The organism is Vibrio sp. HB236076 (assembly GCF_040957575.1).
Lineage (GTDB): Bacteria > Pseudomonadota > Gammaproteobacteria > Enterobacterales > Vibrionaceae > Vibrio.
In genome coordinates, this window is the sequence record NZ_CP162601.1 from 1,406,232 (window position 1) to 1,419,613 (window position 13,382).

At 42.8% G+C, this 13,382-nt stretch carries 13 protein-coding genes; 11 read left to right on the forward strand and 2 right to left on the reverse strand.

The window, feature by feature from the left end; translation table 11 throughout:
- Nucleotides 1–154 precede the first annotated feature (154 nt).
- The 7 genes from AB0763_RS06165 (at nucleotide 155) to AB0763_RS06195 (ending at nucleotide 7,053) form a co-directional block, all read left to right on the forward strand.
- The gene (locus AB0763_RS06165; RefSeq protein ID WP_306101612.1) at nucleotides 155–1,372 is read left to right on the forward strand and encodes an extracellular solute-binding protein; all 1,218 of its coding nucleotides are present in this window, start codon (nucleotides 155–157) and stop codon (nucleotides 1,370–1,372) included.
- Between the two features lie 250 nt (nucleotides 1,373–1,622).
- Nucleotides 1,623–2,486, forward strand: coding sequence for a carbohydrate ABC transporter permease (locus AB0763_RS06170; protein ID WP_306101611.1), 864 nt, complete (start codon nucleotides 1,623–1,625; stop codon nucleotides 2,484–2,486).
- Nucleotides 2,483–3,295 (forward strand): carbohydrate ABC transporter permease, encoded by an 813-nt coding sequence (locus AB0763_RS06175; RefSeq protein ID WP_306101610.1) that lies wholly within the window; start codon nucleotides 2,483–2,485, stop codon nucleotides 3,293–3,295. Before AB0763_RS06170 ends, AB0763_RS06175 begins: the two co-directional genes overlap by 4 nt.
- A 9-nt stretch (nucleotides 3,296–3,304) precedes the next feature.
- A complete protein-coding gene (locus AB0763_RS06180; RefSeq protein ID WP_306101609.1) occupies nucleotides 3,305–4,357 on the forward strand; it encodes an ABC transporter ATP-binding protein in 1,053 nt (350 codons plus the stop codon).
- Complete coding sequence (locus AB0763_RS06185) at nucleotides 4,354–5,133, forward strand: MBL fold metallo-hydrolase (protein ID WP_306101608.1); 780 nt, start codon at nucleotides 4,354–4,356, stop codon at nucleotides 5,131–5,133. Before AB0763_RS06180 ends, AB0763_RS06185 begins: the two co-directional genes overlap by 4 nt.
- The gene (locus tag AB0763_RS06190; protein WP_306101607.1) at nucleotides 5,130–5,954 is read left to right on the forward strand and encodes an inositol monophosphatase; all 825 of its coding nucleotides are present in this window, start codon (nucleotides 5,130–5,132) and stop codon (nucleotides 5,952–5,954) included. The genes AB0763_RS06185 and AB0763_RS06190 overlap by 4 nt, the downstream gene beginning before the upstream one ends.
- 76 nt (nucleotides 5,955–6,030) lie before the next feature.
- Nucleotides 6,031–7,053 (forward strand): LacI family DNA-binding transcriptional regulator, encoded by a 1,023-nt coding sequence (locus tag AB0763_RS06195; protein WP_306101606.1) that lies wholly within the window; start codon nucleotides 6,031–6,033, stop codon nucleotides 7,051–7,053.
- Nucleotides 7,054–7,360: 307 nt separating this feature from the next.
- Here the strand turns inward: AB0763_RS06195 and AB0763_RS06200 are convergent, their stop codons facing one another.
- Nucleotides 7,361–8,218, reverse strand: a complete 858-nt coding sequence (locus AB0763_RS06200; RefSeq protein WP_306101605.1) for a DMT family transporter — start codon at nucleotides 8,216–8,218, stop codon at nucleotides 7,361–7,363.
- Nucleotides 8,219–8,320: 102 nt separating this feature from the next.
- On the opposite strand from AB0763_RS06200, the gene AB0763_RS06205 reads away from it, so the two are divergent.
- Nucleotides 8,321–9,226, forward strand: coding sequence for a LysR family transcriptional regulator (locus AB0763_RS06205; RefSeq protein ID WP_306101604.1), 906 nt, complete (start codon nucleotides 8,321–8,323; stop codon nucleotides 9,224–9,226).
- Here the strand turns inward: AB0763_RS06205 and AB0763_RS06210 are convergent.
- Nucleotides 9,204–10,163 carry a LysR substrate-binding domain-containing protein gene (locus AB0763_RS06210; RefSeq protein WP_306101603.1) on the reverse strand — a complete coding sequence of 320 codons (960 nt, stop codon included), beginning with the start codon at nucleotides 10,161–10,163 and terminating at the stop codon, nucleotides 9,204–9,206. The two genes, AB0763_RS06205 and AB0763_RS06210, sit on opposite strands and share 23 nt — an antisense overlap.
- 104 nt (nucleotides 10,164–10,267) lie before the next feature.
- On the opposite strand from AB0763_RS06210, the gene AB0763_RS06215 reads away from it, so the two are divergent.
- The 3 genes from AB0763_RS06215 (at nucleotide 10,268) to AB0763_RS06225 (ending at nucleotide 13,285) form a co-directional block, all read left to right on the forward strand.
- Nucleotides 10,268–10,519 (forward strand): DUF1127 domain-containing protein, encoded by a 252-nt coding sequence (locus tag AB0763_RS06215; RefSeq protein ID WP_306101602.1) that lies wholly within the window; start codon nucleotides 10,268–10,270, stop codon nucleotides 10,517–10,519.
- A 305-nt stretch (nucleotides 10,520–10,824) separates the two neighbouring features.
- The gene (locus tag AB0763_RS06220) at nucleotides 10,825–11,946 is read left to right on the forward strand and encodes an ABC transporter substrate-binding protein (RefSeq protein WP_306101601.1); all 1,122 of its coding nucleotides are present in this window, start codon (nucleotides 10,825–10,827) and stop codon (nucleotides 11,944–11,946) included.
- Nucleotides 11,947–11,986: 40 nt separating this feature from the next.
- Nucleotides 11,987–13,285 (forward strand): GGDEF domain-containing protein, encoded by a 1,299-nt coding sequence (locus tag AB0763_RS06225; RefSeq protein ID WP_306101600.1) that lies wholly within the window; start codon nucleotides 11,987–11,989, stop codon nucleotides 13,283–13,285.
- Nucleotides 13,286–13,382: the final 97 nt, after the last annotated feature.

Here is a 13,382-nt window from a genome sequence, read left to right on the forward strand (position 1 = left end):
CAAAGAGCGGCTAGCTTGTGGTTGGTTGTCCGCGGTATCACTTTTAGTTGTACCATAAATTTCATGTCGCTGAAACATAACTGACATCCGGTTTGATTATCGTTTACACAGTCTTTGCACGCGTGTGCAATTGTTTTGTAAAAGGGAAGCGAACATGTTTAAAAAAATTGCCGTTGCAGCCAGTGTATTGGCCGCGACATCCTCATTGACTTGGGCGACAGAGTTAACTATTGCGGGGCGAGACAGCAGTTACGGCCAAGCGCTAGAGTACGTTGTTAATGCATACAAACAAGACCACCCAGACACCGACATTACGTTAGTGAAAAGACCGGGTAAGGGGTTGTATGAAAGTGTGGTGTTGTCGATGCGTGAGCAAACAGGGAATTATGATGTGATCATGATGGATGATACCTGGGCACCAGAGTTTTTCAGTCAGTCATGGCTCAGCCCATTGTCATCCTCTATGAGCAATCAAGATTTTATCGACACGACACTCGATATAGGGCGTTATCCAGATCCCAATGGCCAAGTTTACGCAGTGCCAATGGTTGGTAACGTTGCTATGTTTGCTTGGAATAAAGCCACGTTTACACAATCAGGTATCACTCAACCAAACAATTGGAGTGAGGTACTCGAGGCAGCAAAAATCATTAATGCAAAAGAAGGTCACCACGGCGTTGTCTTTCGCGGCGTGAAGGGCAACCCTATTGTGACCGGCTTTTTACCCATCTTGTGGGGATACGGTGCGGACGTTGTCGATGCCAATGGCCAATCAACACTCAATACTCCAGAGGCCTTACAGGCGTTAAAAACCTTTATTGAGTTAAAGAAATACGCCCCTAAAGGTGTGGATGTGTACAACGCTGACGAAGTTCGCAATGCGTTACAGACAAATCAAGTCGCTATGGCCATTGAAGTGTGGCCGGCTTGGATTCCAGACCTTGATAACTCGAGTGTATCGGACGTTGTTGGTGACATACAGATCATGTCACCGCCAGCAGAGACCGGTCAGCCTTCTCCTATGTTAGGGATTTGGCAGTTAGCTATCCCCAAGGATGCCAAAAATAAACCAGAAGCGGAATTATTTATTCAATTTGCTACCAGTGCCCCAATTCAAAAAGCGCTGGCGTTAGAATTTGGTATCCCACCAACCCGTCAAAGCGTTTACCTAGACGAACAAGTGGTAAATCAATACCGCTGGTACCCACAACAAGCTCAGGCATTGGCAAGTGCTAAGCCAAGGCCGCGAATTCAGAATTGGGCCCAAGTAGAAAGTATTTTAGGTGACTTTTTGCAATTAGCGATGCTTGGCCAAATGTCACCAGAGCAAGCTTTACAACAAGCAGAACGTCGTATTAATCGCTTGAAGTAAGCCCTGCTAGAAAAGGGATTTAAAAATACCAATCTGACTCAATTATTGGTTAAGAACTCGAGCACATCGTCAGGAAAATCACTGGTAGGGTAACGGTTTAAATTCTTGTCTTTAGAAGAAAAGTGGTTGCCTTATCCTCTAGCTTTTTCCAGCGCTTTCATTGACCCAATACTCAATCAGGTTGGTATTACAATCCGCAAGGCCATACGGGTTAAGCGGTTTCTATTCTGATAGCAAATAGATTGAAATTATGAAATTTAATGATGTAAAGCAGGGTTTTAGCTTGCTTATTCCTGCGTTAATGATATTGGCACTCTTGACGCTTTATCCCATTGTCTCCGTCATTTTTAACGCATTCTTCGAATATGAGCAGGGCACCTTGCACTTTAGTGGGTGGGACAATTTTTCATTGCTACTCAATGATTTTTTCTTCCTGGTTGCGATTAAAAATACGTTTGTCTTTACCCTGGTAGCATCCTGTGGGCAGGTGTTATTGGGCTTAATATTGGCGTTATTGTTTAATCAACACTTTCCCGGACGACGCTTTGCCTTACCCATTGTCATCTACCCAATGATGATATCGACGTTGGTCTGCTCTGCGATTTGGCGTTCTTGGTATCATTATGACTTTGGTTTTCTCAACGCGGTTTTAGTCAAAATAGGCCTGCCTGCACAAGAGTGGTTATTTAACCCAGATTTGGCGTTGTACGCGATTGCAGTAGTGGATACCTGGCAGTGGACACCAATGGCATTTTTGATCATTTTAGCAGGATTACAGTCTATCCCTAAGGACATAGGTGAAGCGGCCTTAGTCGATGGTGCAAACGGGTGGCGAACCACTGTGTATATCACTTTACCCCTGATCCAAAAACAAATTTTGTTGGCTTTATTATTGCGATCCATTGATACCTTTAAGCTGTTCGATAAGGTCTACGTGTTAACAGGGGGAGGGCCAGGCAATGCAACAGAGACGCTCTCCATGTTTGTCTATAAATACGGTTTTCGCTTTTTTGACTTAGGTCTAGCGAGTGCATCCTCGGTGGTGATGATTGTCATTTCTTTAGCGATGACCTTAGTTTACGCCAAACGAGTTATGGGGGGAGGTGAGCGATGAAAGCCAAAATACAGATGTTTTTTGTTTGGTTCCTTACCGGTCTTTTTTTACTGCCAGTCGTGTGGATGTTTGGTACTGCCTTTAAACCCGCAGAGGAAATTGTACAGGCAGATACCGCGTTATTGCCTTCTTCTTGGACACTTAGCGCTTTTGCTTCTCTTTGGCAGGGTGAGATGTTTACGCTGCTCAGTAATACGATTTTCATTTCGATATCGGCAACCTTATTTTCTGTCGCAGTCGCGTTTTTGGCTGCGTATGCCTTGGTACGCTACCGCTTTCCGGCGAAGTTTGATCATGTCTTTTTGCTTTTGGTTTTGATCATTAAAATGATGCCACCAATTGTTATTGCGATTCCATTGTATTCATTGATGAATCAAGCTGATTTGCTCAACAGCAAGATCGGACTTATTTTGGCCTATCAGGTCTATACATTGCCGTTTTGCATTTGGATGTTACTCGGTTTCATTCGTGATATTCCGATTGATATTGAAGAAGCGGGGATGATGGATGGTGCCAAACTCATCCCTCGTTTGTACCATATTGTTTTCCCATTGTGTGCCCCTGGGCTCGTGGCTACCTCGATTTTTGCCATGATATTGGGTTGGAACGAGTTTTTGTTTTCCTTGTTATTTATGCACACGCCAGAACAATTCACCATTCCTTTGTTTATCGCCAATTTTATTACAGAAGATGGAACCGAATGGGGGCAATTAATGGCGATTGGTTTGCTCTCCTCATTACCTATGCTGGCACTGGCCGGTTACATGCAGCGATATTTATTGCGCGGATTTTCGATGGGATTGAAGTAGGACCCTATAATGACTCAGTTACAACTTATTGATATTGAAAAGAACTATGGAAAAGGCAACGTGGTTTCGTCTGTCAATTTAACGGTGGAAAAAGGCGAGTTTGTCGTTTTTGTTGGTCCATCAGGCTGTGGTAAATCAACCCTATTGCGAATGATAGCCGGGCTTGAAAAAGTGACCAGCGGGCAACTCATACTTGAAGACACCGTGCTCAATGATTTGGCACCTAGCGAACGTGAAGTTGCCATGGTTTTTCAATCTTACGCGTTATATCCCCACATGAGTGTGGAAGAAAACATGGCTTTCCCACTTAAAATGGCGGGATTCAATAAAGAACAACGCAGGTTACAAGTTGCACAAACGGCAGATAGTTTGCAATTGACCGAGTTCTTAAATCGCTTACCAGGTGAGTTATCCGGTGGCCAAAGGCAAAGAGTGGCGATCGGGCGTGCTATTGTGCGAGAGCCAAGATTATTTTTATTCGATGAACCCTTGTCTAATTTAGATGCAAAATTGCGCACAGAAATGCGCTTATATTTGAAACAATTACATCAAAAACTCGAATCAACAATGATCTACGTGACTCATGATCAAGTCGAAGCGATGACATTAGCCGATAAAATCGTCGTTATTAATCAAGGGAAAATTGAGCAAGTAGGCAGTCCTGAGGCGCTTTATAACCAGCCCGTTAACCAATTTGTGGCGTCATTTATTGGCTCGCCAGTCATGAACTTTTTAGCGGTAGAGCAGTACTGCGCGTTAATTCAGGAGCAACAAAATCACGATGCCGCACACACAGTGGGGATTCGGCCAAATCAAGTGGTGGTTGATGCGCAAACTCCGGATACTTATATGAAGATTGATGTTGTGGAAACTCTTGGCCACGCCCGATTGTATTACGGGCAGCTTGGTGAACAAGGCTTCATTGTTGAAAGTACATTGCACTACGAGACGGGCGATCAATTACCACTTAACTTGGCGAGTTCCATCCTGCATTGGTTTGATCAACACCAAGTTCGTATTGAGCTTGATACAGATCATAAAGGTGAGGTGAGTCAGTCATGACTTTGACAGTGGACACCATAGGGGTCGGAAATGCGTATGACGGTCATAGGACCAACGCGAGTTTATTGATTAAGAAAGACGATTATCAATTGTTAATCGATTGCGGCCCAAGCGTACCTGCCGCCATTTTTCGTCGCAATATGTCTGTTGAGGAGATTGACGCGATTTACATTACCCATACGCACCCCGATCATTGCGCTGGTCTGAGTACATTACTCAACTGGTTTGACTCTTATCAGCGTCAGTCCCCTTTGATTCTTTACGTGCAACAGCAACAGCAAGCGATTATCGAGCCATTGATTCAACATGCTCATTGGCCAAAGCCTGTATTGGGGTACTCAATTAATATGATAAGCAGTGACGCACTTGACCTCATTGGTCCTTGGCAAGTTCAAACCGTCAAAACCGTTCACTCAGTATCGAATCTAGGTTTGTATATAAAAGATAATACCGGTGCGCAACTTTTGTATTCTGGTGATGGTATCTTGTCTTCTGAAGGCGAAAAATTGGCCAGTATCTGTGATTGGGTGTGGGTAGAATGTGACGATTTAATACCGAAAAGCGGTCACGGCGCATGGTGTTCTATTGAAAAATTAAAGAAAAAATCAGGCAGTGAATGGCGCTTGTATCACGCCAACCCCTTAAGGCGTGCAGAGCTCGAAGCTATAGTCGCTGAGCACAAGGGGGTTCAATTAGCTAGTGAAAATGAACGTGTCCAGTTTTGCCCAGCGCTCGATGGTTTGGGCTTCACCACGAAGACAAAGGCGGCGTTATGATGAATACGCGCTCAATGACCTTGTTAAATAAGCTTGCTGAACGGGAAATGTGCGAAGACACCTTACGGTTTGTTGATGGCTTTTTATCGATTTGTGAAGCGGCCGGACAAAAAGCGATACATTGGTACAAAAAACGTCATACTTTGTTGTTACAAAGCAAACAGCATCACGATTGGGTTTCTGAAGCCGATCGCGATGTCGAACGCTTTTTATGCCAATCACTCGAGACTTTATTACCTGGGAGTCACTTTTTTGGAGAAGAGTTTGGCGGCAGTCTTGATGCGCCGTGCTGGGTGATTGACCCGATTGATGGCACCACGAATTTTCTATATGGTCATCACGATTTTGTCATCAGTGTCGCGCTGGTTGATCAACATGGCACCTTGCTTTCCGCTGTAGTTCATCCGGTGTCTGGGAGGGTAATATATGCTGTACGCCATATGGGGGCGTATGAGAAGCAAAGTGGGTTAACGTCGCCATTAAAACCGCGATCAGTGAGCCATAATGAATTAGTGGTGGGACTTAATCTGAACTTTCAACCTGGAGTGGCTGATGTTTATCAGCAACATACACAATGGCTAATTGAGCAAGGTCATCAAATCCGAGTCAGTGGCAGTGCGGCTTGGTCACTGACACAAGTCGCGTGTGGCGAACTTGATGGCGCCTATTTAGGGCACGTTCACCTTTGGGATATCTGTGCAGCACAATTGATTTGTCAGGAGGTGAATCTGGATGTTGCGGCCGGTTTTTCTGGCAATACGTTGGCAGGAAAAATGTGGGCATGGCCGAAAGGATCACCACTAGACAAGTGGGTAAGTTAACGAACCAGTGGCAATAGACAATAAATCGGTTTGTTTTGCTGTCTGTTTTCGTAGTTAATATAACAAATAGAAAACGATGAATAAAATAAATAAAAAAAACATCACTGCCGCAGATGTTGCCAATTACGTCGGCGTTTCTCGTTCTGCGGTTTCACGTGCGTTGACACCGGGGGCCAGTATTGATGAGAAAAAGCGTCAAGCAATCATTGCGGCGGCGCACAAGTTGGGTTATCAGCCCAATCTATTTGCGCGGACATTAAGTACGCCGTTGCAATATAAACGTTCCAATTTAGTGGCTATTTTGGTCAGTGATTTTTCTAACCCCTATCAATCATTTTTGTTCGAGACTTTATCGGATACTTTACAGCAACAAGGGAAGCAGCCGGTGCTGGTGAATGTTCGTCAACATCACGATTTGGCCAGCTCCATTTTGCGTTTATCTGGTTATCAAGTCGATGGGGTCATTGCGATTGTTGGCTCCTTGCCCGTGGAGAGTTTTGAGCAGTGTTTACAACTGTCTTTACCTCTAGTAACTCTCGGCCGAGCCGATGAGAGCGGTCGAGTCCCTTCGGTGCAAACCGATAATTATCAAGCGGGTGTTATTGCAGCCAATCATCTGTTAAGTAAAGGTTTTACCGAGTTGGGGTATATCGCTGGTAGAGTTGATGGCTCGGCGTCGAATGAGCGTTGGCAAGGATTCTCTGACACAGTCAGCGCTGCAACGGGTCGTTCTCCTGATTTACTACAGGCACAGCGATACAGTTACCACGCTGGGTATGATGTTGGCAAGTTAAATGCGCCACGGTTATCTCAATGGCAAGGCGTATTTTGTGCCTCCGATGCTTTGGCACTGGGCCTGATGGATGCTTGTCGTCAAGTTCATCAAATAGCGATCCCTCAACGTCTATCGATTGTCGGTTGCGATGACATACCTCAAGCAAAGTGGTCGGGATATCAACTGACAACGGTAGCACAGCCGGTACAGGCGATCTCGTTACAAGTGATGGAAACCCTCAAACAGATGTGGTCTTCAACATCCGTCGAAGCGATCAATGCGCAAGTCAGGTTAGCGCCTGAGTTGATGATCAGGCAAACTTAGCGTTGTACTTTCATGGGGCAATTGATTGACATCGCCACCGTTCTAAAACTCGATAACAGGGTGATACCAATCTGATTCAGATGTGGTCAATGATAGCGCAGAGAAAAAGCTTGAGAACAAAGTAAGAAAAGGCAGTGAGTCGTTGTTCTACACATTATTTTCTTAACGCCATCAGTTTTTTAACCTGCTAGGGTGACCCGCTATTGAGTTAGATTGGTATTAAGCTTCTCGCCGTTAGCCCGTTGTTCTAGGTGTACTTTACATGGTTATCAAGTTTTTTCCTGATCCTTGATAACCTCCTTAACCATCAGAGTGAAACAGAAGCTTTTCCTTTTTCCAAGCGAATTAAACTTGCCGCGATAATGATCAATGCTGCCAAAATACTGTTTTTAGTTAGAGGAGTGTTCAAAAAATAGTGACTAAAAACCATGGCAAAGACAATTTCACTACTGCCAATCAACGTCGTTTGCTCTTGTCCTGCGCTTTGGCTGCCTTTTGCAAATAAATACTGAGGTACGGCAGCAGATAATCCTGCTAACAGTATAACCCAGAGCCATTCATGTCCGCTGGTTGGTAGCATTTTTATCGGTTGGAGCCAAACAATGAAAGGCAACAAAACAATGACGTTCCCAGTCAAAGATGCGGCCATTCTTACTTTGGGTTTCATCGGCTCAACAGGGTTAGAGAAATAATTGATTAAAATGGCAAAGCTTATGGGAGGCAACCATACTGCAACCCATTGCCAGTAATCTAGGGAGGAAAATGGCTCAGCATTTAAACTGATGTACATGGCGACGAGGATCAAAAATGAGCAAATAAGTCGATTACGAGTTAAGGAAGAGCCGAAAGCTAAGTACGCAATCAACATCGAAAATAGTGGGTACGAATAGTAACAAAGAATCAAGGTGGAGGCGGGTACATAATAAAATAGCGCGTAATAACATAACATACCAATGCCTGACAGTGCGCCTACCAATAGTGTTCGAAGTAATTCTGCGACTTTATATTGATTGGACAACAGCCACGGTAAACAAAGCAAGGCCGGTAATCCAAAACGAAAAAAGGCCAGAACTTCAGCACTATAGTTTTGCTGAAGTAAAATTTGAATTAAGCTTGGCGTCAGTCCAAAACCTATTGCACTGCCCAAAATATATAACTGAGGCATGAAAAAATCGCTTTATTTTTGTTTTCACATACCCTAAGTTTAAAATTAATACTTGAATAAAAATAATGAAATATTGGGTTAATCAATGAAAAAATTTCAACCATGAGGCTGGATATTAAGCATTGGCAGTTGCTCAAAGCCATCGTCGAACAGGGAACACAGAGCAAAGCGGCTGAACAGATAGGCATCAGTCAGTCTGCACTCAGTCATCGTCTTGCAGAAGCAGAGCGTCGGTTGGGCTTTCCTATTTTTATACGTGAAGGGCGTTTACTCCATCTTACACCGGCGGGAAAGGGATTGGCACAAGCGGCCAAAAGGCATTTACCAGCCTTGTCTGAAGCAGAAAGTCGATTCATTCATGTTGCGGAAAATAAAGTACCTTCCGTCAAGTTAGGGGTTGCTCATTACAGTTGTTATCACTGGGTTGCACAATTTGTGCAAGGCCTTCCTAAATCCCATCGATTGTTGAACATTGATTTTGTTACTGCGGCAATACAACAACCGCTTGAGACATTGCGAAGCGGGCGCGCAGATTTACTCCTGTATCCCGGTTATTATCAAGATAATGACATTGAAGCCGAACATTTGTTTGACGACGAGCTAATTTTGATTACTTGCCCGGGACACGAGTTATCAAGCCGTTCGTATATTGAAGCGGTCGAACTCCAAAAAGAACGCTTTCTTACATACAGCCTAACCAAGATGATGGGATTCGAATTTGAGCGTTTTTTTAAACCTGCTGATGCTGTGCCAACGACGTTGCAAGTTGTGGAAATGACCGATGCAATTATTGAATTAGTCAGTGCTGGACAGGGAGTGAGTATTCTATCGCGTTGGGCGGTTTCTAGAGCGTTAGATCAAGGCCAAGTGGTTGGTGTTCGTTTAGGATCAAAAGGGCTCTTTTTTCCTTGGCATTTATTAAAGCCACTATCCAAAATCGAAGAAAAAGGTATTGAGGTTGCGTGTCAATCACTACTCGCTCATTTTAATCAATTGAGATATCAATAACACACTCGGGTTCATTGGGTAAGTTCAGCAGATCAATACGTTCTCCATCTTCATTTTTAAATTGAACAATTTTGTCGCTCATCCAGTCGACAAATCGTCTCACTTTATCGCGGTGAAACGTCCCTTTAGGGGCACACAAGTAATAACTGAATTTCGATTTAACCGCTTTGTTTCCGATGCGAACCAATTGCCCTTGATGTAAATAGCGATAAGCCAAACTGTGTTTGACAAGGGCTACGCCTTGAGCAGACAGTGCCGCTTCCATCACAAATTGTGAGCCATCGTATTTTAATGAGGCTTGCCCACTGCAAAGGTTCATACGCTCAAACCAAAGAGGCCAAGTCATATCGGGATAAAGATCTTCGATTAACTCAGCGCGAGTTAAGTCACTGAGCGAAAATAATTGATGCTCTTCTTGGTAGCTCGGGTGACACACCGGATAAAGAATTTCATCCATCAGCCACTGGGTTTCAAGGTGAGGATAGCGGCCATCGCCATAGCGGACACAAATATCAACGGCTTCGTCCTGGAAGTTGGTCAGCGCATAGCTAGGGTCAATAAGTAAGGAAAGTTGGGGGTTTTGGGTCCTAAATTCTTTAATTCTCGGAATTAACCAATGCTGGGCAAACGTTGGGTGAGCCGATATTGCCAAACTGTTTGGCGCTGGGTCTTGGTTAAGATTTCGTAATGCATCGTGGATTTCTGTAAACCCCAGTTTGGTCGCACTGTACAAGCTTTGTCCCGCAGGAGTCAGTTTGACTTTTCTGTGCTCTCTGACAAACAGTTCACATTCTAAGTATCGCTCTAGCTGTCGGATTTGTTGGCTAATTGCTGCTGCGGTCACGTACAAATGTTCCGCGGCTTTTTTGAAACTGTTTTTGTCAGCCGCAATGTAAAAATAATACAAGCCTTGCAAGGGTGGGATGCGTTCTTTCACTTAAGTTTTCCTTAACTCAGTGTTAATGACTATCGTTTGTTATCAAGGATAAAAATGCTGACAATAGAGCCAACCTTGGGTTGGTTAAAAATATAGAGGTATATATGACGCAACTTATCAATGAAACAGTGATTGTTCGACATCATGTACCAATGGATTGGCACAAAAAAATCTGGTCAAGCTTAGCGATGGCCTATCAAAACTACAAAACTCGCAAACAGTTAAAGGATTTACCAGACTATTTGCTAAAAGATATTGGCTTAGACAAAGAGGCAGCATTAAGAGAAGCAAATCGTTCAAGCTTTACCCCACTTATCAAAGCACGTTACGATTGGCGCTTCAATAGTCAACAATAATAAACGTAACAATGAGTGGTGTTGGTATCACTCTTTGTCGAAAAGGTTTACGGTAATACCTAGCGGCGGTGCTCATCACACTGCCGCTTTTTTATTTGTGCAAAACGTTCAAATGGTTTTTTTGATACTTAGTCACTCAATATTTCTATATTTTAGGTAAACATGCCTTTTTTCTTTATATTCAGTTGAACTGTACAGAAGTGCTTGTTTACGGTGTTTTTAATGAGCCGACTGCTCAAAAATTGGCAATACTTATTCACTGTGTTAATTTGTATATAAACAAATAACTAGTGTGAGGTGCTGTTTTGAAAGGATTTTTTACAGCATTTAAAGTTTTGATTCTATTTTTTTTGTCTTTTGCAGTTCAAGCCTCGGATAATACTATTAAAATTGGTGCTATCTTTGCAAAGACAGGCGAAGCGGCAGAAGAAAACATGGTCTTGTTCCAAGCGGTTCGCTTTGCGGTTGATGAGGTCAATCAACTCGGTGGCATTCATGGAAGAGCCATCGAGTTACTAGAATACGATAACCACAGCAATGCAATACAGAGCCTGCAAGCCGCTCAACGCGCTGTTGCCGATGGCGTGCTTGCTGTCATTGGCGCATCGTGGAGCACCCATTCTTTAGCTATTGCGCCGTATTTGCAAAAAATGCAAACCCCCATGATTTCACCCGACTCGACCAATCCTAGATTGACCGCAATTGGTGATTATATCTTCCGTGCTTGTGTATCCGATACTTGGCAAGGAAAACTCTTGTCTAAGTTTGCTTGGAGCCAGTTACAAGGGCAAACGGCTATCATTTTACAAAATACGAACAGCGATTACAGTATCGGCTTGTCTGAGCAATTTGCTCTGGATTTTGCCAGTATGGGAGGCGAGATTAAAGCTATCATTAATTACAAATCCGATTTAAATAACCTTGATGATATCTTGTCCAAAGTTTCTGCATCATCTCCTGATATTTTATTTATTCCGGGTTATGGGGAAAGTGGAAAAATAGTAAAAAGTGCGCAAAATGCTGGAATTAAGTCTAAAGTATTAGGAGGAGATACTTGGTCTTACAAAGAGTTTTTTGTTCATGGTGGTCAAGATCTCCATGAAGGGTATTACTCTTCCCACTGGAATAAAAGCCTAACAGATACAAAGTCAGTCGATTTTGTTGAGCGCTATGGTAAGTTCTATCAAATAACGGATTATGTTGCGGGTGGTTATGATGCTGCTTGGATTTTATTTGAAGCGATGAAAAGAGCGAAGAAAATTGAACGACAAGTTATCAGAGATGAACTGGCAAATACTCGTGATTTTGATGGCGTGACAGGACGAATTTCTTTTGATTCACAAGGTGATGCGATCAAAGGTATGTTAATAATAAAAATTACTGATGGTAAAACACAAGTACTGAGCAAAATTGATCCCAGTTACTAGTCAATAAGAGTCTTGCTAAATCAAAAATCAAAAATCAAAAATGAAAAATGAAACCAGTATTCGTTACCGTATTAACCTTACCGTTATTATGACACTTTTGACGATTGGATTGGTATTTGGAACCATCCTCTTCATCTATGAGCAAACACGCCGTGACGGCACCATCAGAAAAATTGAATCATATCTCATTGAACTAACTCAAGTTCGCAGCGAAGCTCTTGGTAATGAAATGTTTTCTCGTCAGACTCTGGCTCTTAACATGTCACTAAGGCATGTGATTGATCATGTAAACCTAGATGATAACGCGCAAATTCTTGGGATTACTGCTTTTGCCCCTGATGGTGAGGTATTATCTGCTGTTGGAGAGAGTAGCCAAAATACGCCTTTTGATACTCGTTTGCCTATTGACGTAACGACGACATCAATTCATCTGGAAAATTTTAATGGGCATCCTGTGGTATGCTTTTTTAGCCCAATTATTGCCTATGGCGAATTTGTCGGTTTTTGGCGTATTGATTACTCAATCATGCTACTTGAGCAACAGATCATTAATACGATGTTTATTTATATTATGGCCATTGTGACGTTTTCAATTATGTTATTTTGGCTATTGAATCATTTACTGTTGCGCTTGGTTTTGCGTCCGCTTGATGTTCTTCAAACGACTATGAATATAATGAAAAGCGATGAAGGTCAGTTTTCACTTGCTCTAAAAGAACAACAAATTAATCAGATGCTCAGTTCATTTGAACGTTTGCCGTCATACATTTGCCCCAACGCTAAAACAAAAAATGAAATAAATGCTCTCGCTTTTTCGTTTAGAACTATGCTCATCGCATTAAAGGATAATTATGTTGGATTACGAAGAGACCCTTTAACCGGCCTGGCAAATCGAGTTTGTTTAGATGAAGCGATCGCTAAACACTTGGATCTCAATAAGCGTTACCAACAACCTTTCTCAGTTTTACTCTTGGATATTGACCATTTTAAAACAGTTAATGACCAATATGGCCACTTAGTTGGAGATGAAGTGCTGCGAGCTCTTTCTCAACGTTTACAATTTAATGTGCGCAAGTCTGATGTCGTTGGTCGCTGGGGAGGTGAAGAGTTTTTGATTATCTTACCCCGGCAGTCATTAACGACGGCTTATGATGTTGCCGAAAAATTGCGTCAACAGGTAGAAAGCCGAGATATTATCGTGAACCTTACGATTACTTTGAGTATCGGTGTTGCTGAATATCGTGCGTTTGAGCAACATAGTGACGTGATCAAGCGAGCTGATGAGGCTTTATATCTCGCAAAAGCACAAGGTCGCAACCAAGTTCAATTAAGTTTGTAAAGGACGTTTATTGGTTTGATAAATGGTTAACTCATTGATCATTCTTATTTCAGGTGAAAATTTATTGTTAAGTTTTGATAAATCGGGTCGATATGTG